Below are 24,712 nucleotides of genomic sequence, written 5' to 3' on the forward strand. Positions count from 1 at the left end.
GTACGGAACTTAATTTTATCGACGTGGAAAATCTTATGCTTCAGGTTGTGCAGTTTCTCCTGTTTCTCCTTCCGGAGTGCTTTCAGCAGAAGGAGCTGCCTCTTGCTGAGCAGTTGCTTCTGTAGATTTTTCAACTTTTTTGAAAGCAGGTCTGCGTTTGTCCTTTTGTTGCTTTTTGTGCTCTTCGGCTTTTTTGGCAACAGCTTTTTCATGTTCGTCGTACCAGGCCTGAAACTTTTCCATAGCGGCAGCTTCATCGAACAAGCCTAATTTCACACCTCTCAATAAGTGTTTTAAATAAAGCACTCCTTTGAAAGATAAGATCTGGCGTACTGTGTCGGTTGGCTGTGCTCCTTTGTGTAACCATTCCAATGCTTTCTGGCGATCGAGTTGAATAGTTGCAGGAACTGTCAATGGATTGTAGGTGCCTAGTTTCTGGATGAATTTTCCATCTCTGGGAGAACGTGCATCTGCTACTACGATAAAGTAGAACGGACGTTTTTTGCTCCCATGTCTTTGTAATCTGATTTTTACTGCCATAATTAAATAGACATTTAAAGGGCTTAATAATAGGGTTTAGGTTATTCCGAAAAGTTCGGAGTGCAAATGTAGGGAAAATGATGATAAAACAGCCTGATCAGCTTATTATTTAGTAAGTTTTTATATTTCAGCCATCCTGAAATCCACAACTTTGAGCTGTACTGTTTTCACTCCGTTCCATTCATTGAGGTCTAAGGTATATACTACATCAATATATTTTGTTTTTCCCGAGCACAGTGCTTCAAATTTTTCTGACATAAAAAAGCCTATACCTGTGAATATGGTGTTGTGCTGGCGTAGCACGAACTTTACATGCTTTTCTTTAACCACCCTGCAGCCGTCCAGTACTTCTACATTGCGCGAGAGAAATACCGGGCGCATATTAGCCGGCCCGAAAGGCTCCATCTGGCTGATGATATTGTAAAAAGACAGGGTGATATCTTTAAAACTGATCTCAGTGTCGATAATTATTTCCGGCGAAAGAGATTCCTGGGCAATGGTTGCTGCTACCACCTGCTCAAAGGCTTCCGCAAATTTCTCCACGTTCTCCGGAAGCAGCGTTAAGCCTGCCGCAGCAAAATGACCTCCGTATCCCAGCAGGTGTTCCCGGCATGCATGGATAGCTTCGTACAGATTAAAGCCTGTAACGCTGCGTGCGCTGCCGCTTACGATCCCTTCGTTTTCCGTGAGCACAATTGTTGGGCGGTAATAGGTTTCAATAAGCCGGGAAGCTACAATGCCCACCACGCCTTTGTGCCAGTGCGGCCTGAACACTACGGTAGATTTGCGTGTAAGAAATCTTTCATCATTCACGATCAGATCTAATGCTTCGGTGGTTATAAATGCGTCCGCTTCTCTCCTGTCTGTATTGTCGCTGTGCAGCGCCTTTGCCAGCTCAAAAGCCTTCTTCGGATCTTTTTCTATAAACAGGCTTACGGCTTTTTTGGCATCGTCCATACGGCCGGCAGCATTGATCCTTGGCGCTACAATAAACACAATACCGCTGATGTCTACATAATCTTTTTTTTCTGCAAGCTCCAGCAATGTTTTAATGCCCACAGAAGGGTTAGTATTTATTTTTTTTAAACCATAGTAGGCGAGTATGCGGTTCTCCCCGTCAATGGGTACAATATCTGCCGCAATAGCTGTTGCTGCCAGATCAAGGTATTCCAGGTAGCTGTCTGCCGGCATAGCGAAATGTGCCGCCAGTGCCTGCATCAGCTTGAAGCCTACCCCACAGCCGCACAATTCTTTATACGGGTAATGGCAATCTGCCTGTTTGGGGTTTAAAACGGCTACCGCTTCCGGTATCACAGCCTCCGGCAGGTGGTGGTCACAGACAATAAAATCTATACCGATCTGGCGTGCATAAGCTATCAGCTCAACAGATTTAATGCCGCAGTCCAGCGAAATCACCAGGGTAAAGTTGTTTTCCCGTGCAAAGTCTATTCCCTGGCGGGAAATGCCATAACCTTCGCGGTACCTGTGGGGGATGTAAAAATCAACCTGGCCGTAAATTTTTTTCAAAAAAGAAAATACAGACGCTACTGAAGAAGTGCCGTCTACATCATAATCTCCATAAACCAGTATTTTTTCCTGCTTCTGGATGGCAGCCTCAATCCTGGCGACTGCTTTTTCCATATCTTTCATCAGGAACGGGTCGTGCAGCCTTGCCAGTTCCGGCCGGAAAAATTCCTTTGCCTTCTCGAAAGTATAGATTTGCCTTTGCGTAAGTATTCTGCAAAGTATAGGATTTATCTTCAGCACTGCATGCAGGGCCCTGGTGTGCAGTTCATCATATGGTAATATGGTCCATCGCTTTTCAGGCATTAATATTTTCTGTCGGTGGTAAATCTCACAAGTTCTTCCAGCGCATCACGCACGTCTGTTTTAGGATAATGAAATAAAAGTTCCAGGGCTTCATCGCGGAACCGGTACATTTTTTCGGTGGCGTACTGAATGCCGCCTGCTTTTTCTACCTGGCTGATCACGAAGGCAACTTTTTCTTTGTCCTGGTTTTGATTTTTAATAATGTAGATGATCTTCTTTCTTAAATCTGCATCACAATTGTTCAGCGTGTAGATCAGGGGGAGGGTTAGTTTTTTTTCTTTAATGTCGTTGCCGGTTGGCTTTCCTATATCTTCTGATCCATAATCAAACAGATCGTCTTTGATCTGAAAGGCCATGCCTACTTTTTTCCCAAAAAGTTCCAGTCGTTCCACATCTTCCATACGCTCAAACGTGGAGCAGGCGCCAGCGCCGCAGGAGGAGGATAGCAGAGAAGCTGTTTTGCCATCTATAATATTATAATAAACATTTTCATCCAGGTTAAGCTTGCGCGATTTTTCCACCTGCAGCAATTCGCTCTCGCTCATTTGCTTTACAGCCTTGGACAGAATTTGTAACGTTTTAAAATCTCCGTTGTCCAGTGACAGTAAAAGTCCTTTTGAGAGCAGGTAGTCGCCCACCAGCACAGCAATTTTGTTTTTCCAGGCTGCATTTAATGAAAGGAAACCTCTTCTTTCCATTGCTTCATCTACCACATCATCGTGTACAAGCGTAGCAGTATGCAATAATTCTACCAGTGAAGCTGCCCTGTAACTCTTTTCATTGATCTCCCCTCCCAGCTTGGCGCTTAAGAGAACGAACATTGGCCTGAGCTGCTTTCCTTTGCGTTTAACAATATAATGCATTACCCTGTCGAGCAAAGGTACTTTACTCTTAACGGCTTGTTTAAAATGTTCCTCAAATTTCTCCAGTTCTGTTTCCAGGACCTTAGCAGCTTTTTTCAACCTTGTTATGCTTTTAGTAGATTAGCACGCAATATAATTAACATTTATGGTAAGCTACCTAAAATATGTGGGTATTTTTGCCAAAGATTTGACCGGATTTATAAGTTTGGCATGGTTTGTGATTTGTTAAAATGTGTAAATTTGTTTACAATTTAGTTCTTACCTGGGTTAACAATAGTGAAGCGTTATTTTAAAACAAAATTTACTATTAGAATTTGGTAATTAATAATATGTGAATATCTTTGCATCGAATATTCGGAAATAAAACCTTAAACAAAAATTTTAAATCATATCTATGGCAAACAAAAAGTACACTGTGATGCTGGGCCTATTAGGCTTAATTTCTACAGCTTCATTTGCACAGGAAGTTACCACGGTAGAGACTACTACAACTACTACCACTACTACTCCTGTGAACCTACACAAAACTTATGTAGGAACCGATGCAGATAATGCATGGGTTTATAATTCTGAAATGGTAAAAAATGCTGATCAGCAAAACCGTTTCGTAACGGATGCTTATCCTTACCCTGCAAAACCGAGAAATATGTGGGAGTTAAGCTTAGGCGTAGGACCGTCTTTCCTGATCTCTTCAATTGATCCTACATTAGGCTATGGCGCTACTTTCTCTTTGAGGAAAGCAGTAGGCCACGTATTCTCTATCAGGCCTCAATATGGTTTCCATATTATGTACGGCCATGATTACCGTGCCAGAACATCCGCTTTGAGTGCAACTCCTTACCTGCACAACTACAGGACTAATATGCACCAGGGATCATTAGACCTTTTGGCCAGCCTGAATGCTATCAGCGGCTACAGAGGTAATTCTAAAGTTGACTGGTACCTTTTAGCTGGTTATAGTTTTAACTCAGCAAGAGTTGGCGTTAACGTTGATGGAGGTCAAAAGTTAGCAGGTGTTACCGGTTCAAGATCAGATATTAGGTCTAAAGTTAAAGATGCTTTCTCTTCTGAAGATAACCCATTCCTGTCTCTTGAAGATAACAAGCGTTACGAAACTATCGTGTTAGATCGCGGTGATGGTTCAAGATCTAACGCAGTTGGAAGCGAAGACAGAATCAACCGCCATGGTCTTAACTATGGTATGGGTGTAGCTTTTAAAGTATCTCCTCGTTTCAATATCGGTGTTGAGCAGAAATTTACTACTGTTTTAAATAACTCTGATATCTTAGCAGGTCTTGCAGTTCAGCCTCAGGGACGTAATGCAACTGTAAGCTCTACTCAGTTGAAATTCAACTTTAACTTAGGTAGCTCTGCAAGAGCAATTGAACCACTTTGGTGGGTTAATCCTAACAACTACGTATATTCTGAGTTGAAATCTACAAAACCACTTCCAGATGCTGATGGTGATGGCGTAACTGATCAATTCGATCTTGAGCCTAACACTCCTGCTGGTTGTGCAGTTGATACTCGCGGACGTAGCTTAGATACAGATGGTGACGGTGTTCCTGATTGCCGTGACAAACAAGTTGTTACTCCAAACACATGGTTCCCTGTAGACGCTGATGGCGTTGGTACTGACCCATGTTGCAACCAGGCTCCTGTAGTTGTTGCTGCTGACTGCGCAATTACAAGCTTACCAAGCGTAACTTTCTCAGGTTCCAGCGTAAATCTTAGCAGCGGTGCTGAATCAGCTTTAGCAAATGCAGCTTCTCAACTGAACGCTAACCCTAACTGTAAAGTGAAAGTTGTAGCTTACGGTTCATCTAACAAAAGAGCTCAGCAACTGAGCTGGGATAGAGCAAACGTAGTAAGAAACTACTTAGTAGAAAGACAAGGTATCTCTGAAAGCCGCATCATCTTCCAATATGGTAACGATGGTAACGCAAACGCAGTAGACCTTTACCCAACTACTGAAGAAGGACCAAGCACAGTTCCTGCTCCGTTCCCTCACTTACAAAAATCATAATTAATACTTTAAGTATTGATAGATAAATTAAGCCGCTCGATTGAGCGGCTTTTCTTTTACCATTTCCTTATATAGAGGAATAGTATTTTTGCCATATGAAGCAATTGTTTATTATGCCGGTGTTTGTATTTATCACTTGTTTGTGCAATGCACAAAGCAAAACCGTATACGGGTTTGTGATTGACAGTATTACCCGCGAACCGGTCTCCGCCGTTAAGATAGAAAACCTCAACAGCAAATTTATTGCACGTACAAACAGGTTCGGCCAGTTTGGGATCAATGTTTCTGTAGGTAATAAAATCCTCGTAGCAGCTCCTGGCTATGAGCAATATGAATTTATCTATACACAGCTGTTGTATGAGCTCGATACGATAAGGGTTATTGTAAAACCTGTAACCACTACCATGAAAGATGTAGTAGTATCGGCATACAGCTATACAGATTACCAGCGCGACAGCACAGAGCGTAGAAATGAATTTATTCAGCGAAACGGCCAGATCAAAAAATTATTTGATAATAATAATTCAGGCGTAGGCCTGGGTATAAGTATTGATAACCTTTTCAGCAAAAGAGAAAAAAGAAAAAAACGTGCCTATAAACAATTTGAATACCTTGAGCAACAGCAATACATCCGGTTCAGGTACAATCCCGAGCTTGTACAATCATTCACCGGTTTGAAAGGTGCAGAACTACATAATTTTATACAGAAAACACAGCCTTCTTATAAGTGGCTGAGAACGCACCAAAGCCGTGAAGATATATTTTATTACATCAATGCGCAGATGAAAAAACATTATCCTTAAATACATTATAAGCAAGCTTTTGTTTAAATTTGATATATGCAAGCATACTCACCCATCGGCGTTTTCGATTCCGGCTTTGGCGGACTTACCATTCTGAAAGAAATTACTGCCCTGCTCCCCGAGTACGATTATATTTACCTCGGCGACAATGCACGCTCTCCGTATGGAACACGTTCATTTGAAACTGTTTACGAATACACATTGCAAAGCGTAAAATGGTTTTTTGATCAAAACTGCCCTTTGGTAATTATTGCCTGCAACACGGCTTCTGCCAAGGCTTTGAGAAAGATACAGGAAGAATTTTTGCCGCAAGATTACAGCGAAAAAAGAGTGCTGGGTATTGTACGGCCCACAAGTGAAGTCATCGGTGATTATTCCAACACAAAAAAAATAGGCATAATGGCTACGCCGGGCACCGTGCAGTCTGATTCTTATAAAATAGAGGTTAATAAATTTTTCCCGGAAGTAAAGGTAGTACAAGAAGCCTGCCCCATGTGGGTTGCTTTGGTAGAGAACAATGAACACGAAAGCAAAGGCGCAGATTATTTTGTAAAAAAACATATTCATGGCTTGCTGAAACAGGATAAAAATATAGATACGGTATTGCTGGCCTGTACCCATTACCCACTTTTAAAAGCTAAAATTGAAGAGTTTATGCCGGTTGGCATCACAGTGGTTTCACAGGGAAAAATCGTGGCCGACAGCCTTGCTGATTATTTAAAAAGACACCCGGAGATCGAATCAAAATTATCGCAGAAAAACCGTAGAACTTTTTACACAACAGAAGATACGCAAAAGTTCGACAGGCAGGCAAGCTTGTTTTATGGGCAGTATGTGGAGTCTAAATACGTAAAATTGTAATCTATGTCAGCAGAATCTTTTATCAAAACAATGAATGACGGGTATACTTTTAAGGCCGAAAGTGTAAAGATTGGCGTTGGTATATTGAACGGCGCCACTGTACCTGAAGCGGGTGTTTACCTCCCTTTGAAAACAATGAATCGCCACGGATTGATTGCAGGAGCAACGGGTACAGGTAAAACAAAAACATTGCAGGTGCTGGCAGAAATATTCAGCGATAACAGCGTGCCTGTAATGATGATAGATATCAAAGGCGATCTAAGCGGCTTAGGAGCGCCGGGCGCTTTGAATGAAAAAATAGCAGAACGGTATAAGCTGCTGAATCTCGATTACATACCCGAAGCTTACCCTGTAGAGTTCTTAAGTTTGAGTGCTGAAAAAGGCACACGCTTAAGAGCAACGGTTAGTGAGTTCGGTCCCATATTGCTAAGTAAAATATTAGGGCTCAATGATACACAAGCCGGCATCGTAGCAATCATTTTTAAATACTGTGATGATAATAAACTACCGCTGATTGACTTAAAAGACTTCATAAAAATACTACAGTATACAAGCAATGAAGGCAAAAAGGATATAGAGCAGCTCTATGGAAAGATATCAACCACATCAATAGGGACTATACTTCGAAAAGTAGTTGAACTTCAGCAGCAACATGCCGACCAGTTTTTTGGTGAACCAACGTTTGAAGTAGAAGATCTGATGCGTATAAATGCTGACGGCCGCGGAATGGTAAATATATTACGCGTAACAGACATGCAAGACCGGCCTAAACTCTTTTCAACATTCATGTTGCAAATGCTGGATGAGCTCTACGCAAGCTCCCCGGAAGAAGGAGACCTTGATAAGCCAAAGCTGGTCATATTTATAGACGAGGCGCACCTCTTGTTTAGTGAAGCTTCTGACGCATTACTGCAAAAGATAGAAACTATTATAAAGCTGATACGCTCCAAAGGCATAGGCATCTTCTTTTCTACGCAAAACCCCCAAGACATTCCCGCTAATATACTCGGCCAACTGGGAATGAAGATCCAACACTCCCTGCGTGCATTTACTGCAGCAGACAGGAAGAATATCAAAACGGCTGCAGAGAATTTTCCACTGACAGAGTTCTACAAAACCGAAGACTTGCTTACGCAAATGGGTATAGGCGAGGCTATGGTATCACTGCTGAATGAAAAAGGCATACCCACGCCTCTTGTATATACTTTGCTGTGCTCTCCAAGAAGCCGCATGGATGTGTTGTCCGGCAATGAAATTGATGCTATTGTAAGCCAGAGCAAACTGGCTGCGAAATACAATGTATCGCTGGATAGCCTAAGCGCTTATGAAATGCTTACACAAAAATTAGAGCAGGCGGCAACCGGGACTGTGATTGATAATAAACAGGCCGGGAAAAAAGAAAAAACCATCCTGGATAATCCTTTGATAAAGTCAGCCATGCGTACAGCAACTACTACGCTTACCGGCTACATTGCCCGCAGCATCTTAGGTTCGCTCGGGTTAGGCGGACACAGAAGAAGATAAAATGAAAAAAAACGCAGGTCTATTTCTTTTGTATGATAATTGTCTTATCGTACAGATAGAATAAATCTTAACTTTGCGTCTAAAGATATTATCATGTTAAAAGTAGGTGTATTCGGTGTAGGGCATCTGGGCAAATTCCATTTAAATAATTGGTTGGAGATAAAAAATGTAGACTTAGTGGGCTTTTATGATCCTGATGCAGAGACTGCAAAAGAAGTAGCTGGAAAATATAAGGTAAAACATTTCTCTTCTATTGAGGCGCTTCTGGACGAAGTTGACGTAGTGGATATTGTAACGCCTACACAACACCATTTTGAACTTTGTGAAAAAGCCATCAGGAAGGGGAAACATGTTTTCGTGGAAAAGCCTATCACCAAAGACCTGGATGAAGCAAAACGTTTGATAACCATGGTCAGGGAGGCCAACGTAAAAATGCAGGTTGGCCATGTGGAAAGATTTAATCCTGCCTATGTGTCTGCAAAGGAATACAGCCACAATCCCATGTTCATTGAGGTGCACAGGCTTGCGCAGTTCAATCCGCGCGGCACGGAAGTGAGCGTGATACTTGACCTCATGATACATGATATTGACATTATCCTCAGCCTGGTAAAAAGCGATGTGAAGAATATATATGCCAGCGGGGTAGCCGTGATTACAGATACGCCTGATATAGCCAATGTGCGCATAGAGTTTCACAACGGTTGCGTGGCCAATCTTACCAGCAGTCGTATCAGCATGAAGAAAATGCGCAAGATACGCCTGTTTCAGAAAGATGCGTATATAGGTATTGACTTTCTTGCACGTAAGACAGAAGTTATCAAGCTTCGGCAGGATTCAGATGCACATGCTTTCAGCTTTGATATAGATACACCTTCCGGCGAAAAGAAAACCATCGCTATTTCTAACCCTGAAATAAAAGAAACCAACGCCATTAAGGAAGAACTGTTGTCTTTTGTAAACGCTGTTGAAAACAATACAGATACACTGGTCAATGAAATTGACGGATTCCTTGCGCTGGAAGTTGCCCATAAGATACTGGAAAAGATCAACAGTACAGTGCTGTAAATCTTTCATTGTTTATAATGACCAACGAAGGAGTTTCGACTTTATGAATTTCCTGTTATGCGCTGCAACGCTGACTAATGCTTCATTTCAGCTTTCAGGAATCTTGCAGTATATCCTTTTTTGATTTTGATCATTTCCTCAGGTGTGCCTTCAAAAATAATTTCACCACCGCCATCGCCACCTTCAGGGCCTATGTCTATGATATGATCGGCAGATTTTATCACATCCATATTGTGCTCAATAATCAGTACGGTGTTGCCACGATTGACCAGTTTATTCAGCACATTCATTAAAAGTACAATATCGCTGAAGTGCAGGCCTGTTGTGGGCTCATCGAGTATATAAAAAGTTTTGCCGGTGTCTTTTTTAGACAGCTCTGTTCCGAGCTTTACCCTTTGCGCTTCACCCCCGCTTAGTGTTACTGCCGACTGTCCCAGCGTAATATAGCCCAGGCCCACATCCTGCAGTACTTTTATTTTCCTGTAAAGCGATGGAATAGCCTGAAAGAATTCCACCGCATCGTCTACCGTCATATTCAGTACATCGCTGATAGATTTTCCTTTGTAGCGTATTTCCAGCGTTTCGCGGTTGTATCTTTTGCCGTTACACTTTTCGCAATGTACATACACATCAGGGAGAAAGTTCATCTCGATCACTCTTGTTCCTGCGCCTTCACAAACATCGCAGCGGCCGCCTTTTACATTGAAAGAAAACCTGCCTGCTGTATAACCGCGAATCTTTGACTCAGGCAGTGATGCGAACAACGCGCGGATGTCTGTAAAAAATCCGCAATAAGTTGCCGGGTTGCTCCTTGGCGTACGCCCGATGGGAGACTGGTCAATTTCTATCACTTTGTCTATATGCTCCAAGCCGTTTACTGACTTGTATTTCAGCGGGTTGGTTTTTGATTTGTAGCAGTACTGGGAAAGTATGGGGTACAGCGTTTCGTTCACGAGCGTAGATTTCCCGCTACCACTTACACCGGTTACCACTATCAGTTTGCCTAAGGGAAATTTTACATGTAAATTTTTAAGATTATTCCCGGAAGCGCCTTTTATTTCAATAAATTTTCCATTGCCTTCGCGCTTCTCCTTTTCCACCGCCATTGTTTTTTTGCCGTTCAGATATTGTGCGGTTTCCGTATCTGCCTTCATCACTTCTTTCGGCGTGCCGGAGACTACAATTTCACCGCCATGAACGCCTGCCCGCGGCCCAATGTCAACCAGGTAATCAGATGCCAGCATAATATCTTTATCGTGCTCTACCACAAGGATGCTGTTGCCTATATCCCTCAGATTTTCCAGGGAACTGATGAGCTTGTGGTTGTCTCTCTGGTGCAAGCCAATAGATGGCTCATCGAGAATGTAAGTGATGCCCTGTAACTGTGATCCTATCTGCGTTGCAAGCCTTATGCGCTGGCTTTCACCACCACTGAGCGTCCGCGTAGGCCGGTCAAGAGAAAGATAATTCAAACCTACATTCAATAAAAAATCGAGCCTTTCCCTGATCTCTTTAAGTATATCTTTAGCAATAGTGTTTTGCTTTTCAGAAAGGCGTTTTTCAATATCTGTAAACCATGCTGCCAGCTTATCAAGATTTAATTTGCCAAGCTCTGAAATATTCTTCTTATTTATCTTAAACCAGAGGCTTTCTTTTTTTAAACGCTGGCCTTCACACACAGGGCAGGATTTTAAGTCCATGAATCTTTGTGTCCACTCCCGCAGATAATCTGAGCTGCCCGAAGATGAAAACCATCTTTTTAACATCGGGATAATGCCTTCATAAACGCCGGTGTAGGTTTGCGGAACCGTGTCGTCATCAGCATTTACTTCAATGCTTCTTGACGCATCCCCGTCTCCGTATAAAAGCAGGTCAAGTTCTTTTTCGGAAAGTTTTTCAATAGGTATATCCAGGCTTATCTTATTTCTCCTGGCAAATAATACGATCTGCTGGAATACGCTGGCGCTTCTTTCTTCGCCAAGCGCAGCGATGCCACCCTTTTTTACCGATAATTTTTTATCGGGTAAAAGTATATCCAGGTTGATGGCAAACACTTCTCCAAGGCCCTTGCAATGCGGGCATGCGCCATAGGGAGAGTTGAATGAGAAAGAGTTTGGAGAAGGTTCTTCATAACTTATGCCGGTATCTTCACAGACAAGCAGGCGCGAGTATTGTACCAGCTTAGCTGAATCGTGCAGCAGTATAAACATCAGGTCTTTGCCAAGCTTTAAAGATTGCTGTACGCCCTGCGATATGCGCAGGCGCATGTTTTCAACAACCTGCAAACGGTCAATAACAATTTCTATATCATGGATCTTATAGCGGTCGAGTTGCATGTTGGGTTTTAGCTCTGCTATTTCACCGTCAATCCTGGCTTTTACATAGCCGCGTTTCCGGATATCTTCAAACAATTCCCTATAGTGCCCTTTCCTCCCTCTTACAACGGGCGCAAGCAATACTATTTTTTCATTGGGATATTTTTCAAAAATATTTTCAACGATTTCTTCTTCGCTGAACTTCACCATTTTTTTTCCCGTGTTGTAGCTGTATGCCTCGCCGATCCTTGCATACAGCAGCCTCAGGAAATCATATACTTCTGTAACTGTGCCTACGGTAGAGCGCGGGTTTTTATTAGTAGTTTTTTGTTCAATAGAAATTACCGGGCTCAATCCCGTAATCTTATCTACTTCCGGGCGTTCCATATCGCCTATGAATTGCCTTGCATATGCCCCAAAGCTTTCCATGTACCTTCTCTGGCCTTCGTTGTAGATTGTATCAAATGCAAGTGAAGATTTGCCGCTTCCGCTTACGCCGGTAAACACCACCAGTTTGTTTTTAGGTATTTTTAAATCTATATTTTTCAGGTTGTGCTCTCTTGCCCCGCTGATAATAATTTTGTTGTTATCTGTTTTTCCCATCCTTTCAAAGATAATTCAATAATATTTTCTTAATGATGATTTAATCTGATCTAAGGCAATTTTATTCTAAAAATAATTTAGTTTTAACACAGGATTATTTACTCACTAAAATTAAATGTATGGCATGGAGAACATTCAATGGAAATTTGTTGGCTTCGGATATACATTCGGCAGTAGAAAATGCCATTATCCGGGAGACTGACAGCGGCAACCGGCTGAAAGTATGCATTGGCTCAGACTCGCAGGTATACAACGGCCACACGGAATTTGCTACGGTAATTGTGTTTTTGCGCGAAAAGCGCGGAGGCTTTATGTTTATTCACAATGAAAAAGATCCTAACTTTTACCACCTGAAAGAAAGGATGTTGCTGGAAGTAGCCAAAAGTGTAAACATTGCTTATAACCTTTGTGATTTGTTTGATAAGTACAATGTGGAAATGGAAGTGCATGCAGATATTAACACCAATCCCAATTTTGAAAGCAATGTAGCCTTAAGGGATTCAATGGGCTATATACTCGGGATGGGATTTGTGTTCAAAGCAAAACCCGAAGCCTTTGCCAGCAGCAGTTGTGCAGACAGGGCTATACACTAAAAAAAGTGCAAAACCGAAGTTTTGCACTCTACATGTTAGTTTTGGTTGGCCGGATTATTTTACAGCTTCATTTATTTTATCACCAACTCTTTGTGCTCCGGCAGAAATAGAGTCGCCTGCTTTACGAAGGCCTTCTTTGGTAGCATCGGCTGCATTTTCAACACCACGCTTGGTAGCATCCCATGCATTTTCGATAGCTGCACCGGTTCTGTCAAAGAAATTACCGGTTTTGGTTACGTAAGCTCCTTCCTCGAGAACTACAACTTTTCCTTCTTTGTTTCTAACTTCACCTGTTTTCTTTACAACAACACCATTATCAAGCGTTACATCTTTTTCAAGCACTACCCAGTTACCATTTTGGTATACATGAGCTTTACCGTCTTTTTTGATTACGTCTCCTTCAGTGTAAGTAGGAGTGGTTGCTACAGGCGTTACAGGGTCTGTAACCACGATAGCTGTAGTATCTTCTTTTTCTACGTTAGCTGTGTTGTTACAGGAAACAAAAGCTCCTATGCCGGCAGCCATAACTGCAATTGATAATATACGTTTCATTTTTTTTGTTTTTGGTTAAAAGTGAATTTGCCATTGATATAACAAACACTTTGCCAAAAGCTTATAGCATTGTGTTAATCTGTTCAAGGTACTGTAATCAAGAGTATGTGTTCGGTTATCCAGAAAGTAAAAAAACTTCTTCGAAAGGGTCATGCTTTTGTAGTTTAGTTATTTATACACTTCTGCTTTCCCGCAGCTTATGTTGCCAATGTTATGGAAGTGAAACTTTCTATGCGGCATTTCGGATGTATAGATTGCTGTAATGATGCCGCTCTTATTTTACGATACCAAACGCGTTAAAAACCAGCTGGTTGAATTTAAGAAGCAAAAGACTTATGTTAGTATAAAAAATTCTTTTATACTATCTTTGTTTGCAGAATAAATGAATATGACAAAATCGACCATATCAATAGACTTACATCTTGATGAGGATAAAATACCGCAAAAAATAGAATGGCAGGCATCGGGCAGCACTGCAGATGAGATGCAGGAGGCTAAAGCTGTGATGCTTTCTTTGTGGGATGGAAAAGATAAAAGTGCTTTGCGCATAGACCTCTGGACAAAGGATATGATGGTAGATGAAATGGCCGATTTTTTTTACCAGACCATCTTTGGAATGGCAGACACGCTGCAGCGGTCTACCCATCAGGAAGAGCTTGCTGCAGATATGAAAAATTTTGCTAAAGAATTTTATGAAAAATTCCGCGAACAGCAAATGAAAGAAAATAAATTACGCTAACCTATAAAAATACACTTTTATGTCATTAGAAACAGATGTAATGACGCGCCTGAAAGAAGCAATGAAGACCAAAGATGAGGGGGCATTGCGTGCACTACGTGCTATTAAAGCAGAGATCATAAAAGCCAAAACAGAGCCAGGCGCTAACGGCGCCATTGATGAGGCGGCAGAGATGAAGCTCTTGCAACGCTTATTCAAGCAACGCATGGAATCTATTGAAACCTTTGAGCAAAACAACCGCCAGGATCTGGCAGACAAAGAAAAAGAAGAATTAAGGATAATAGAAAAATTCCTTCCTGCCCGGATGTCTGAAAGTGAACTAAAGGAAGCATTGACCAGAATTATAGCTGAAACGGGCGCTGCTTCCCCGGCAGATATGGGCAAAGTGATGGGCGCTGCTACGAAACAGCTGGCAGGAAAGGCTGACGGGAAAGCCATTTCTGCCATAGTAAAAACTTTATTAGCTTAAGGCCGTGATAGACATTATAGTTGCCATTACAATAGCGTTTGCGGTGTTTAAAGGCTATACCAAAGGACTCATTGTGGCGCTGTTCTCGTTTGTAGGCATTATTATCGGCCTTGCTGCGGCAATGAAACTTTCGGTGGTGCTTGCTGGCTATTTTGCCTCTCATGGCATGGAAGGACGCTGGGTTACATTGCTTTCATTTATTATTGTTATGTTTAGTGTAGCATTACTGGTACGTTGGGTGGCCAGGCTTATACAGCGCTCGGTAGAGTTTGTGATGCTGGGCTGGATCAACCGTTTGGGAGGTATAGCCTTTTATGCTTTATTATACCTTACGCTTTTAAGCGTATTATTGTTTTATCTCACCAGAATTGGCATTGTTTCTGATGGATCAGTGGCGGGTTCTGTAACTTACCCTTACATTCAACCGTTAGGGCCTTACGTGATAGAGAATATCGGTAAGATAGTGCCTGTATTTAAAGGAATGTTCAACGATCTGGCAAACTTTTTTGATGGCTTAGCTCCTAAGTCCGCCATGTAAAGTCTGCATTAATTTATGAGCAAATTTAAAATACATTAAATTAAATTATTAAATTGTGGAGGTGTTTGTTTTAAATATCCATTTATGAATTACGAATTGAAAGAAATTGGAAAAGTAAAATATATAGATGAAGGGCAGGGCCCTGTCTTATTGTTGTTGCACGGATTATTCGGAGAGCTAAGTAATTTCAAACACCAGGTAGATTATTTCAAAAAAGATTTCCGCGTGGTACTGCCCATGCTGCCGTTGCTGGATATGGATATTTTTAATACCACAGTAGCCGGCCTCGCAAAGTTTGTACAGAAATTTGTAGAGAAGCTTGATCTGAAGAACTTTCATCTGCTTGGCAACTCACTGGGCGGGCACGTAGCGCTGGTCTACATTCTGAAACATCCCGAAAGGGTGAGAACGCTGATCCTTACAGGCAGTTCGGGTTTGTTTGAGAATGGAATGGGAGATTCTTACCCCAAACGCGGAGACAGGGAATACATCAGGAAAAAAACCGAAGACACTTTCTACGATCCGGCAATAGCCACTAAAGAGCTGGTGGATGAAGTGTTCGAGATCACCCGCAACAGGCTGAAAGCTATGCGCATCATTGCGCTTGCAAAAAGCGCTATACGCAACAACCTTGGTGATGAATTAAAAGAAATAAAACAACCTACGCTGCTGATATGGGGACAAAACGATAAAGTTACCCCGCCTTTTGTAGCAGAAGAGTTTAAAAAACTTATTCCCAACAGCGAGCTTTATTTTATTGATATGTGCGGCCATGCTCCTATGATGGAAGTGCCTGATGAATTCAACAAAATTTTAGAACCTTTCCTAAAAAAGCACGGCTGATGCTGCTTTCCTAAATGCTTTGTAAAGAATATATCTCTAACCAACTGCATATTTTGCACAAAACCAATACCGTGCACGATGCTTTAGCTTTGAAACTGCAATGCGGGGTGCCGTTCTTTGCTGTAGAAGAAGATAATAAGTTTCTGGGCATAGTGGCGCTGGACGATCTGCAGCAGTTAGACGAAGAAAAGCAGTTGCAGGAAGTTGAAGACGAGTTCATAAAAATTTCCGTGAAGGAAACAGATCATATACTCACTGCATTAAAACTGATGCAATCTTTTAAAATCGACGTGATTGCCGTAACCAATAGTTCACAGGATTTTTTAGGTGAAATATCGCAGGACAGTATTATTGATGCAGTATCAAAATATTTATCTGTAAATGAAGGCCGCTTTGGCCTCATTGCGCTGGAAGTATTGCCCTTGCACTATTCTATTACAGAGCTTACAAAGCTCGTTCAGGCCAATGATGCAGAGATCATGCAGTTGAATACATACCCCGATCATGAGACCGGCAACCTCATCATTTCCATCATGGTAAATAAAACTGAATTATCAGCCCTGGTAGCCACCTTCCAGCGGTATGAGTATCATGTACGCTACTATTTCGGGGAAGAAAATTACGACAATAAGCTTCAGGCCAATTACGATCTCCTGATGAAGTATATTAATTTGTAATGTCTTATCATTTAATATTAAACCCACCTTTGTAATATTTGTCCCACAGTTAACAGTTTCACACCCAGATGTGGCACAGTTATTGAATTTTTATTGCTGAAATTAAAAACAATCAATATGAAGAATGTAAAATTATATGTAATGTCACTGGCAGCCGCAAGTCTTATCCTGACTTCCTGTGAAACATGGAAAAATGCTAACAACAGAGAGAGAGGCGCGGTTATAGGTGCCGGTGCGGGTGCCGCCGTAGGTGCAGGTATTGGCGCTGCCGCTAAAAACCCGGCCTTGGGTGCAGTGATAGGCGCTGCGGTTGGTGGCGCTGCAGGGCACATTATCGGAAGAAAGATGGACCAGCAGGCAGAAGAAATCAAGACAGAAATACCTAACGCAAAAGTGGAAAGAGTAGAGGAAGGTATCGTTGTAGAATTTAGTAATAACGTGCTTTTTGGTTTTGACCAGTCAGTGCTTACAGCAGCATCCAAGAACACACTGAACGACCTGATAAAGATCCTGAATAAATATCCTGATACCAATCTTGGAGTTGACGGACACACAGACAGCAAAGGCGCAGACAGCTACAACCAGCGCTTATCAGAAAGAAGAGCAGAATCAGTGGCTGTATACCTGATAGACAACGGTGTTAAGTCTTCCAGGATCACTACAAAGGGCTGGGGCGAAACAGTGCCTAAGTACTCAAACAATACGGAAGACGGTCGCGCAAAAAACAGGCGTGTAGAATTCCTGATCACAGCAAATGATAAAATGAAGCAAGACGCACAGCGCGAAGCCAACCAGGGAGCATAATTCCTGAGATATAAACTACTATCTAAAGAGGCTGACCTGAATAAGGTCAGCCTTTTATTTTTACTAAAACTGACAATGTGGTCAAAAAAGTTGGTAAATTTTGATGTAATGCTTGTGTTTGTATCACATGCGGAGATTGAAATAGGCAACTTCCAATTCACTCATGCCAGCTAAACTGTTTTTTATTGGTAATACAGGTACATGAAAGCAAGGAGTACTACAAGCAAAGTTGCAATGCTCCAGTACATCCAGTTAAGGTTTTGTTTGGCCGGTTGTTCTAAAAAAGCCTTCATTTCTATATTTAAAACTTCCTTTTCACCAACCCTCATGGAATGCACAGCGTTTTCGCGTACAACTTTTCTGGCAGGTAATGCACTGTGAACAACCAGGCTTCCCGATGTAAATTTTACCAGTTCTTTTCTCCTTTGCAGTGTTCCCAAACCCCGGATGATTATTTCGCCTTCTTCGTACAGCTTAGACATGATCCCGGCCAGATAGGTATTGATTTTTTTACCGGCATCGGAAACAGATATGCCAGATGACGCAGCAACAAACTCAACGAAAGTGTGCTCCACAACTTTTCCTTTGTTGGGTTGCAATACCAGTGTTTCTGCAGGAGGCAGTATTGCATCATTTGCATTGTCGATCACTGCAGGATATTTTTTTTTATGCAAAACACCTAATTCACCAAGCGCAATGCTTGAATGCTGTGATATAAACCTGCAAAGCAGCTCATCCATGATTATTGTTTTCCATTAAAGTTTACAACCAGCCCTCCCAGGAAGTTGGCTCCCAGAACAGGGTACTGATTCCAGCGCTGGTATTTGCTATTCAGCAGGTTATTTACCTGGAACCATACGCCTATATTTTTAATCAAATTTACTTCTAATCCTGCATTTAAATCAAATGAAGAAGATAATTTTTTAGTTGTATTGCTGCTATGATCCAGGTAAGCTATGCCGTTCAGAAGAAAAGCATCTGATTTCAGGTAAATGTTTTTCAGTAGTTTCCAGCGCAATGCAGCGCTAAGTTCCAGCGGTATGTGTCCGTATGGGTCTTTGTTGTCGGTAAGTGTATTGTAAAAGTTTTTGGTAATACCTGCAATCAGCGAGAAACTTTCTTTTTGTGTATAACCAACTTCTCCATGTATGTAGAGATTATTTAATTGTGATTCATTAACCACCTTAAACGTTCTGCCATCTGCATCATCATTTATGAACAATGGCAGGTTGTACAATTTCTGAAAACCCACTTTGCCGTTGTAATTCAAATGATCACCTACCGACCCTTTTATGCCGCCATAAGCCTCCGTAACCCTGTTGTTCAGCAATTCTTCGGGCTGCTGTATCCAGGGGTTCAAGGTTGTAAGTGTGCGGTAGTTTGTTTTGTTGTAGTATCCTTTCCATCCTCCGAAAATGCTGAAACGCTGTCCCAGACTGGCGTTCAGCGATATTTGCGGCAACAGGTAAAAATGGCTCCTGTCCCACGAAGGCGTTGCGCCGGCAAGTATGCTGAATTTTTCTGTAGCATATTCAATAGCCGGAGCTATGTAAAAAATAGTATTGTTGATGTGGGCATTTGCAGTTTTATAGGAAGTAATGTCTGCGGTGATGCCTAAATTAAATGCAACATTTTCTATAAGCTCTTTAGAAATGGGCGCTTCAGCCTTCAGGTTCATTTCGCTGGCAGAGCGGTTATCATTCAAAACTTCAAAAAATAGTTCCGGATGATAGCTGATGTTGTATGCATTTGCTTTTTTGTTTGCCAATCCGGCATGCAAGCCAAAGGTGGCATACCTTCTCAAAAGGTCAGCCTCGTTAAACTGTTTTTGCGAATTTCCAAAACCATATTCGTACTGGGTGTTCCTGCTAAAAAACACTTTTGCATCCAGGGTATGTGCGTCCTGTATGTTCGCCAGGCCATTAACAGACACGTATGTTTTCCCGAATTTCTGGAAAGGCAATTCTCCTTTCGATTGTGTGTGCTTGCCGTAAAAGCTCAAAGCATGGTGTACGCCGTCACCCAGGGAAAGGCCTGCCTCTGCATAAGGGGTTGATAAATTCCCATAGCCGAGTTTTACAAAGTTTTCCCTATGCCAGCTTACCGTGGAATCAATATTAACCGCCAGGGCATACAATGCCGCAGGTTCATAATTAACAGGCATTGATTGTGCCGGCACATTGTATTTAAGCATCGTCTTAGGCAATGCCGGCAGGTTTTCGGAAGAACTGAAATTGATCTTCGAAGCCGGTTTTAAAACAGGTGTGTATTCAGACGTAATGGTAATAGACTGATTCCTGAGGTTGCCCGGTAATGCAGTAGTGTCCTGCGCCTGCAAAATGCCTGGCATTGTCAAAAAAGCAGGTAGTAAAAATAGATAGGTATAAAATCTGTTCATTGTTTGCATGCATTTTAAAATTAGCGCACCTTGCTGTTGCGTTGTTTTTCACGTGTTACTTCGGCAAGCAGCGCCCTGGCCTGGCTTGCAAGTTCCTTGTTGGAAGCATTTCCTGCAACGCTTTTTAAAGTTGCCTCTGCATTAAAATAATCTTTCTGTTTAAAATAAATTTCTCCTAAAAGAATGTAGGCGCTTGTGATCCAGTAATCGTAGGAGCCCGATTTGTTGATCACTTCGAAAGCAGCTTTTTCTGCCTGACTGTATTTGCCCTGTTCCGTTAAAATCTTTGCAGCACGGTATCTTGCTTCCGCTGCATACTCATTTCTTCCGCCGTCGTACACTTTTTTATATGCTGCAAGAAGTTCGCCCTTGTCTGCATTGGAGCGCTCCATGTCTTTCGCCAGGATCATGTTGGCAATTTGCCTGTCGTCAGCTGCTATGCTTTTTTGCTGAAGCAGGTCATTTGCATTCTGCGTAGCCTGCTGCCATTGCTGCAGCTTGTAGTGGCTTCGCAACAGGCCGCGCATACTTTCCAGTTTAAAGTCTGCATTGGTAGCAATATTCTTCAGGCTTTGATAGTATTTGGCAGCATTGGTATAATCCTGGTGCTGGAAATAATATATACGTGCAGTTTCCAGCAATGCTTCCTCGTCAAACTTATTAGGCGCGCGGTCTGCAACGTATTTGTAGTGCTGCAGTGCGCCTGCAAAGTCTTTGTTTCTGTTAAGAATATCAGCCAGGTAATAATGTGCGTCTAAAGTGTACTGCCCTTCAGGATATTGAGCAATATAATTTTCAAAACCTGTTTTGCCGTTTGCAAAATCTTCATTGGAGTAGGCATTCAGCGGCGTGATGAAGGATAAAGAATCTCTTTCGGAAAAACTCACCTGCTTGCCATGTTGCCTCATGAAGGCCACATAGTCGTTCGGGCGGTTTTGTGCCACAAAAATATTTTTTACATAGTCAGTGGCGTCATTACTTTCTTCAGAATGCGGGTATTTAGATACCAGGCTTTGAAAAGCAGCAAGCGCGCGTGTATTGTTGCCGCTGTTGAAATAAGATACACCCAGCTTTAAGTATGCCTGGGGATGCAGCTCTTCAGCATTGCTGCCAATAATTTTGTTCAGCGGCTCTATGGCCTTGTTGTAATTTTCCTGCAGCATATAAGCATCTGCCATCTGCATGTTTGCTTCTGCAGCAAGCGTAGAACTGCCGTAGCGCTGGTTAAATTGCTGTAAATATTTTATTCTTTCATCGGTTTTGCCATGAGCGCCCGCTATGACTGCTTTTTGATAATAAGCATAATCTGCATTCCTGCCGTTGTTTTTTATAACTTCATCGTACATGGCTGAAGCTTTTGCATATTGTTTTAACATAAAGTATGCATCTGCTGTACGTATATAAGCATCCTGTTTCAACGGGTCCGCAGATGTAGCTGTACCGCCGATCTGTAAGAAACTGTTGAGTGCTGCGGAGTAATTTTCTGCTCTCAGGTTGGCGTATCCCAGGTTATATTTTGCGTTTACAGCGTTTACTTCTCCATAGCTCTGTGGATTCTGCAGATATTTATTCAATGCATTGATGGCCGATGTATAGTTGCCCAGGCGATAGTCTATTTCACCTTTCCAGAAATACGCGGGCTGCAGCTCTCTTTCATTGTAGGGAAGTGTAAAGATGCGGTCTATGAGTGTTTTTGCCTGCGACAACTGCCTGTCATTTACCAGCTCTACAGCGCGGCCATACAATATTCTCGGGTAAACTTTTTGTACCACTTCACTGCCCGTGCCGATCTGTTCGCTCATAGAAAGGGCTTCCCTGAAGTTGTTTGTATTTGCCAGCGCTGCAACCAGCAGTTCGGTTGCTTCTGTGCGGTACGCCGAACTCCGGTAGTTGTTCAGAAAGTTTTTCAGTTCGGTGATGGCTACGTCATGAAAACCTAAGTCATGCGACAGTTTTGCATAATTAAAGCGCGCTATTTCTTTTTGAGATTCATTGTTGTTGCTCTGAGAAGAAAATAAAAAAGCATTTCTAGCGTTTGCCTTATCATTCATTTTCAAATAAGCATCCGCCAGCAGGTACATGCTGCTTTGCGCTAAAGCATCTTCCTGGCCTCCCAGTTGTTTAAAGCCTGTAGCAGCTTTGCCCCATTGCCCTGTAGCATAGTAGCTGTACGAAAGCTCATACAGGTCTTCGCGCGAGACCTTTTCTCTTTCCCTTACATATGCTTCAAGGTAGGGTACGGCTCTCTCATACTGTTTTTCTTCAAAATAAATATGTCCTATAAGTTGTTTCAGCTCCGGCTCGTAGTATTGGTTTCCTTTTGCCAATGATTTCAGGGCATAGCTCAATGCCATTTCCTTCCTGTTCTGGAAATAATAGATTTCACCGATATAGTAAGGAACAATGGTTTTGTAATCATTGTTATTTTCTACAATCCGGAATGCTTCCAGCGCTTCGTTGTACCTTTTATTGTTAAAAAGAATGAAGCCGTAGTAGTAATTGGCATTGTAATAATTTTTGTCGCCCTTTATTTGCCTGATGGCATTAAACAGCGGTTCCGCTTCCTCGCTCCTGCCGGAAACAAAATAGCCATAGCCCTGATGAAATTTAAGGTCTGAGAGCTGATCGTTGGTTAAGTTAGCCACTTTGGCCCGCTCATAAAAGCTCAACGCTTGCTCAAAATGCTGTTAACGATAGAAATATTCTCCCAGATGAAAGCTCAGCATCTGCCCGTGAGGCTCGCTATAAGTTGTTTCAATAAAATTTATTGCTTCTTTCTCCGCACCGGCGTCATCCAGTTTCAAACGGCTTTTAAGCAGAAGGTATCTGCTTTCCATAGCTGTGGTTGCATCCAGTATTGTATTTTGTTTTTGCTGTGCGGACAGCATGGGATATGCAATACTTTCACGGCCTTGAAGATACAGGTCTGCTGCAGTTTTAAAAGCAGCATCTGCATCATTATTCACCTTCGTGCTTTGGGCCACGGAATGTTTACACAAAAGAAGGAATAGCGGTAGACAGTAAACGGCTTTTTTTACAATGTGGTTCATTATAAAATATCAGGATTTGATTGAGCCTGCCTTCTGGATGAGAATGGCAAACATAAAATGATGGTTATTGCTGAAAGTGATAAAGATACCAAATACAATGATGGCTATTTTCTAAAGCTTTGCAAATGTGAAGAAAGTCTTTTGCATGGCTGTACTTATACACATAAAAAAACCCCGGCGGGCCGGGGCGTTGCACGATTCTCGTCAATACTGTTATACGCTGATATTCTGCACTTCGAATTGCATGGTTTTTCCTGTAGGAGTAAGTATCTCTGCCACATCGCCTACTTTTTTGCCTAAAAGGCCCTGCCCGATTGGGGCAGCTACAGAGATTTTATTTTGTTTTACATCAGCTTCCTTTTCGCCTACAAGCTGATAAGTATATGTTTTTTTCGTTGCCAGGTTTTTAATGGTCACTTTAGTAAGTACAGATGCTTTGCTGGTGTCAATCATACTTTCATCCAATATCCTGGCAGTAGCTATCTGCGATTCAAGCAGGGCCATCTTAGCCTCAAGTATGCCCTGGGCTTCTTTGGCTGCATCATATTCCGCATTCTCTTTCAGGTCGCCCTTTTCACGTGCCTCTGCAATAGCTTTTGAAGCTGCCGGCCGGTCTATGGTTTTCATTCTTTGCAGTTCTTCCTGCATTTTTTCGAAAGTCTCTTTCGAAACATACATTACTTCTGTCATGGCGATTTTATTTAATCTATGAACAAAAAAAACCAACGCCACAAAATTTTATTGCGACGTTGAAATATGGTTAAAGTTAAATACAAATATACGTTATTTTTCTGAATAAACAAATCTTTTTTATGCGGGTAAGTTGTGACCGGCAATCAATTTTACGTGGATCAATCTTTCCAGAGAAAAGGAAACAGTATAATGGCAAGTGCTATAATCAGTACATCAAGCAGCAGTAACAGCCCTACCAGCTTCCATAATTCAGTAATAATGACCGGGGAGAATGCTATCTTAGAAATTTTGCCCAACAACAACAGCTGGGGAATGATAAGGGGGAAACCCATAATAGCCATCAGCGATGCCTGTTGCTGGGCTTTAGCAGCAATTGCAGCCAGAAAAGTAAATGTAAGGCTCAGCCCAAAAGACCCTAAGAATACGATGCCTGTAAAACGCAGTGTATCGTACAGGGGATTGCCTAAAAGAAAAAAGAACAACAGCAGGCTTATCAGCGACATCAGCAGCATTAATGCTACGTTGAAAATGAGCTTGGCTATCATAAAATCCGCTGGCCCGGCAATGGAGTAAAAATACAACATCCTGCCTTTGCTTTCCTGCAAGAAGCTTTTGGCAACGGCATTTACACAAACAAATAACTGCACTACCCAGAACATAGCATTCCAGACAGTTTCCTCCGGCTGACCCATGGTGATGTATACAATAAAAATGGTGGAAGCCACGTAAAGCAATACCCCGAACAGCGTATACTGCTGGCGCAATTCCAGCAACAGGTCTTTTTTTACAAGTGTTATGATGGGGCCTAAGTGCACAAAGGTTCTTTATCTGCAAAGAAACCCTTTTTTGCGCTTGTACAAAAATTTTAGAGGGAATTTGCAGCCCCTGGAGAAGGATAAAACAACCGGTTGATTTTAAATTGTCAT

At 42.0% G+C, this 24,712-nt stretch carries 23 protein-coding genes; 12 read left to right on the plus strand and 11 right to left on the minus strand.

Features of this window, described 5'->3' with window-relative positions; translation table 11 throughout:
• Nucleotides 1-33: 33 nt before the first annotated feature.
• From rpsP to OD355_RS05560, 3 genes are all read right to left on the minus strand, one after another.
• Nucleotides 34-540, minus strand: a complete 507-nt coding sequence (gene rpsP, locus OD355_RS13885; RefSeq protein WP_317619106.1) for a 30S ribosomal protein S16 — start codon at nucleotides 538-540, stop codon at nucleotides 34-36.
• A gap of 120 nt (nucleotides 541-660) precedes the next feature.
• Nucleotides 661-2,370, minus strand: coding sequence for a single-stranded-DNA-specific exonuclease RecJ (recJ, locus tag OD355_RS05555; protein ID WP_263037468.1), 1,710 nt, complete (start codon nucleotides 2,368-2,370; stop codon nucleotides 661-663).
• On the minus strand, nucleotides 2,370-3,332 hold the full coding sequence (locus OD355_RS05560; protein ID WP_263037469.1) for a polyprenyl synthetase family protein: 963 nt from the start codon (nucleotides 3,330-3,332) through the stop codon (nucleotides 2,370-2,372). Before OD355_RS05560 ends, recJ begins: the two co-directional genes overlap by 1 nt.
• 295 nt (nucleotides 3,333-3,627) lie before the next feature.
• On the opposite strand from OD355_RS05560, the gene OD355_RS05565 reads away from it, so the two are divergent.
• The 5 genes from OD355_RS05565 to OD355_RS05585 all read left to right on the plus strand — a co-directional run bounded on the left by OD355_RS05565 (nucleotide 3,628) and on the right by OD355_RS05585 (nucleotide 9,512).
• Nucleotides 3,628-5,259: an OmpA family protein gene (locus tag OD355_RS05565; protein WP_263037470.1), complete on the plus strand. Its 1,632-nt coding sequence runs from the start codon at nucleotides 3,628-3,630 to the stop codon at nucleotides 5,257-5,259.
• A gap of 95 nt (nucleotides 5,260-5,354) precedes the next feature.
• A complete protein-coding gene (locus OD355_RS05570) occupies nucleotides 5,355-6,062 on the plus strand; it encodes a hypothetical protein (protein ID WP_263037471.1) in 708 nt (235 codons plus the stop codon).
• Between the two features lie 36 nt (nucleotides 6,063-6,098).
• Entirely contained in the window at nucleotides 6,099-6,923 is an 825-nt protein-coding gene (gene murI, locus OD355_RS05575) for a glutamate racemase (RefSeq protein ID WP_263037472.1), read from the plus strand.
• A gap of 3 nt (nucleotides 6,924-6,926) precedes the next feature.
• A complete protein-coding gene (locus OD355_RS05580; RefSeq protein ID WP_263037473.1) occupies nucleotides 6,927-8,447 on the plus strand; it encodes a DUF853 domain-containing protein in 1,521 nt (506 codons plus the stop codon).
• Nucleotides 8,448-8,540: 93 nt separating this feature from the next.
• Nucleotides 8,541-9,512 (plus strand): Gfo/Idh/MocA family protein, encoded by a 972-nt coding sequence (locus OD355_RS05585; RefSeq protein WP_263037474.1) that lies wholly within the window; start codon nucleotides 8,541-8,543, stop codon nucleotides 9,510-9,512.
• A gap of 74 nt (nucleotides 9,513-9,586) precedes the next feature.
• Here the strand turns inward: OD355_RS05585 and uvrA are convergent, their stop codons facing one another.
• The gene (gene uvrA / locus OD355_RS05590; protein WP_263037475.1) at nucleotides 9,587-12,430 is read right to left on the minus strand and encodes an excinuclease ABC subunit UvrA; all 2,844 of its coding nucleotides are present in this window, start codon (nucleotides 12,428-12,430) and stop codon (nucleotides 9,587-9,589) included.
• Nucleotides 12,431-12,549: 119 nt separating this feature from the next.
• Here uvrA and OD355_RS05595 point away from each other — a divergent pair, with 119 nt between their 5' ends.
• Nucleotides 12,550-13,023, plus strand: coding sequence for a ribonuclease H-like YkuK family protein (locus tag OD355_RS05595; RefSeq protein WP_263037476.1), 474 nt, complete (start codon nucleotides 12,550-12,552; stop codon nucleotides 13,021-13,023).
• Between the two features lie 54 nt (nucleotides 13,024-13,077).
• On the opposite strand, the gene OD355_RS05600 is transcribed toward OD355_RS05595, so the two are convergent.
• On the minus strand, nucleotides 13,078-13,575 hold the full coding sequence (locus OD355_RS05600) for a DUF6799 domain-containing protein (protein ID WP_263037477.1): 498 nt from the start codon (nucleotides 13,573-13,575) through the stop codon (nucleotides 13,078-13,080).
• 388 nt (nucleotides 13,576-13,963) lie between these two features.
• On the opposite strand from OD355_RS05600, the gene gldC reads away from it, so the two are divergent.
• The 6 genes from gldC to OD355_RS05630 all read left to right on the plus strand — a co-directional run bounded on the left by gldC (nucleotide 13,964) and on the right by OD355_RS05630 (nucleotide 17,645).
• Entirely contained in the window at nucleotides 13,964-14,314 is a 351-nt protein-coding gene (gldC, locus tag OD355_RS05605) for a gliding motility protein GldC (protein WP_263037478.1), read from the plus strand.
• Between the two features lie 19 nt (nucleotides 14,315-14,333).
• Nucleotides 14,334-14,783: a GatB/YqeY domain-containing protein gene (locus tag OD355_RS05610; RefSeq protein ID WP_263037479.1), complete on the plus strand. Its 450-nt coding sequence runs from the start codon at nucleotides 14,334-14,336 to the stop codon at nucleotides 14,781-14,783.
• Between the two features lie 4 nt (nucleotides 14,784-14,787).
• Nucleotides 14,788-15,321, plus strand: a complete 534-nt coding sequence (locus tag OD355_RS05615; protein WP_263037480.1) for a CvpA family protein — start codon at nucleotides 14,788-14,790, stop codon at nucleotides 15,319-15,321.
• Nucleotides 15,322-15,405: 84 nt separating this feature from the next.
• Entirely contained in the window at nucleotides 15,406-16,164 is a 759-nt protein-coding gene (locus OD355_RS05620; RefSeq protein WP_263037481.1) for an alpha/beta fold hydrolase, read from the plus strand.
• A gap of 53 nt (nucleotides 16,165-16,217) precedes the next feature.
• Nucleotides 16,218-16,841 carry a CBS domain-containing protein gene (locus OD355_RS05625; RefSeq protein WP_263037482.1) on the plus strand — a complete coding sequence of 208 codons (624 nt, stop codon included), beginning with the start codon at nucleotides 16,218-16,220 and terminating at the stop codon, nucleotides 16,839-16,841.
• Nucleotides 16,842-16,958: 117 nt separating this feature from the next.
• A complete protein-coding gene (locus OD355_RS05630; RefSeq protein WP_263037483.1) occupies nucleotides 16,959-17,645 on the plus strand; it encodes an OmpA family protein in 687 nt (228 codons plus the stop codon).
• 182 nt (nucleotides 17,646-17,827) lie between these two features.
• Here OD355_RS05630 and OD355_RS05635 read toward each other — a convergent pair whose 3' ends face one another.
• From OD355_RS05635 to OD355_RS05660, 6 genes are all read right to left on the minus strand, one after another.
• Nucleotides 17,828-18,385, minus strand: coding sequence for an HU family DNA-binding protein (locus tag OD355_RS05635; protein WP_263037484.1), 558 nt, complete (start codon nucleotides 18,383-18,385; stop codon nucleotides 17,828-17,830).
• Nucleotides 18,386-18,387: 2 nt separating this feature from the next.
• A complete protein-coding gene (locus OD355_RS05640) occupies nucleotides 18,388-20,043 on the minus strand; it encodes a TonB-dependent receptor (protein ID WP_263037485.1) in 1,656 nt (551 codons plus the stop codon).
• Nucleotides 20,044-20,063: 20 nt separating this feature from the next.
• Entirely contained in the window at nucleotides 20,064-22,688 is a 2,625-nt protein-coding gene (locus tag OD355_RS05645) for a tetratricopeptide repeat protein (protein ID WP_263037486.1), read from the minus strand.
• A gap of 42 nt (nucleotides 22,689-22,730) precedes the next feature.
• Nucleotides 22,731-23,009 (minus strand): hypothetical protein, encoded by a 279-nt coding sequence (locus OD355_RS05650; RefSeq protein ID WP_263037487.1) that lies wholly within the window; start codon nucleotides 23,007-23,009, stop codon nucleotides 22,731-22,733.
• A 297-nt stretch (nucleotides 23,010-23,306) separates the two neighbouring features.
• Nucleotides 23,307-23,783, minus strand: a complete 477-nt coding sequence (gene greA / locus OD355_RS05655; protein WP_263037488.1) for a transcription elongation factor GreA — start codon at nucleotides 23,781-23,783, stop codon at nucleotides 23,307-23,309.
• Between the two features lie 161 nt (nucleotides 23,784-23,944).
• Entirely contained in the window at nucleotides 23,945-24,601 is a 657-nt protein-coding gene (locus OD355_RS05660) for a heme exporter protein CcmB (protein ID WP_263037489.1), read from the minus strand.
• Nucleotides 24,602-24,712 lie beyond the last annotated feature (111 nt).

The sequence above is a fragment of the Haoranjiania flava genome (genome assembly GCF_025631005.1).
GTDB lineage: Bacteria > Bacteroidota > Bacteroidia > Chitinophagales > Chitinophagaceae > Haoranjiania > Haoranjiania flava.

Excerpts from the sequence above, each read along its gene's own strand:
- OD355_RS05635 (WP_263037484.1), bottom strand. The coding sequence starts at position 18,385 with ATGGATGAGCTGCTTTGCAGGTTTATATCACAGCATTCAAGCATTGCG.
- OD355_RS05570 (WP_263037471.1), top strand. The coding sequence starts at position 5,355 with ATGAAGCAATTGTTTATTATGCCGGTGTTTGTATTTATCACTTGTTTG.
- OD355_RS05610 (WP_263037479.1), top strand. The coding sequence starts at position 14,334 with ATGTCATTAGAAACAGATGTAATGACGCGCCTGAAAGAAGCAATGAAG.
- OD355_RS05640 (WP_263037485.1), bottom strand. The coding sequence starts at position 20,043 with ATGAACAGATTTTATACCTATCTATTTTTACTACCTGCTTTTTTGACA.
- rpsP (WP_317619106.1), bottom strand. The coding sequence starts at position 540 with ATGGCAGTAAAAATCAGATTACAAAGACATGGGAGCAAAAAACGTCCG.
- recJ (WP_263037468.1), bottom strand. The coding sequence starts at position 2,370 with ATGCCTGAAAAGCGATGGACCATATTACCATATGATGAACTGCACACC.
- gldC (WP_263037478.1), top strand. The coding sequence starts at position 13,964 with ATGACAAAATCGACCATATCAATAGACTTACATCTTGATGAGGATAAA.
- OD355_RS05565 (WP_263037470.1), top strand. The coding sequence starts at position 3,628 with ATGGCAAACAAAAAGTACACTGTGATGCTGGGCCTATTAGGCTTAATT.
- OD355_RS05580 (WP_263037473.1), top strand. The coding sequence starts at position 6,927 with ATGTCAGCAGAATCTTTTATCAAAACAATGAATGACGGGTATACTTTT.
- OD355_RS05620 (WP_263037481.1), top strand. The coding sequence starts at position 15,406 with ATGAATTACGAATTGAAAGAAATTGGAAAAGTAAAATATATAGATGAA.
- OD355_RS05630 (WP_263037483.1), top strand. The coding sequence starts at position 16,959 with ATGAAGAATGTAAAATTATATGTAATGTCACTGGCAGCCGCAAGTCTT.
- greA (WP_263037488.1), bottom strand. The coding sequence starts at position 23,783 with ATGACAGAAGTAATGTATGTTTCGAAAGAGACTTTCGAAAAAATGCAG.
- OD355_RS05600 (WP_263037477.1), bottom strand. The coding sequence starts at position 13,575 with ATGAAACGTATATTATCAATTGCAGTTATGGCTGCCGGCATAGGAGCT.
- uvrA (WP_263037475.1), bottom strand. The coding sequence starts at position 12,430 with ATGGGAAAAACAGATAACAACAAAATTATTATCAGCGGGGCAAGAGAG.
- murI (WP_263037472.1), top strand. The coding sequence starts at position 6,099 with ATGCAAGCATACTCACCCATCGGCGTTTTCGATTCCGGCTTTGGCGGA.
- OD355_RS05595 (WP_263037476.1), top strand. The coding sequence starts at position 12,550 with ATGGCATGGAGAACATTCAATGGAAATTTGTTGGCTTCGGATATACAT.
- OD355_RS05585 (WP_263037474.1), top strand. The coding sequence starts at position 8,541 with ATGTTAAAAGTAGGTGTATTCGGTGTAGGGCATCTGGGCAAATTCCAT.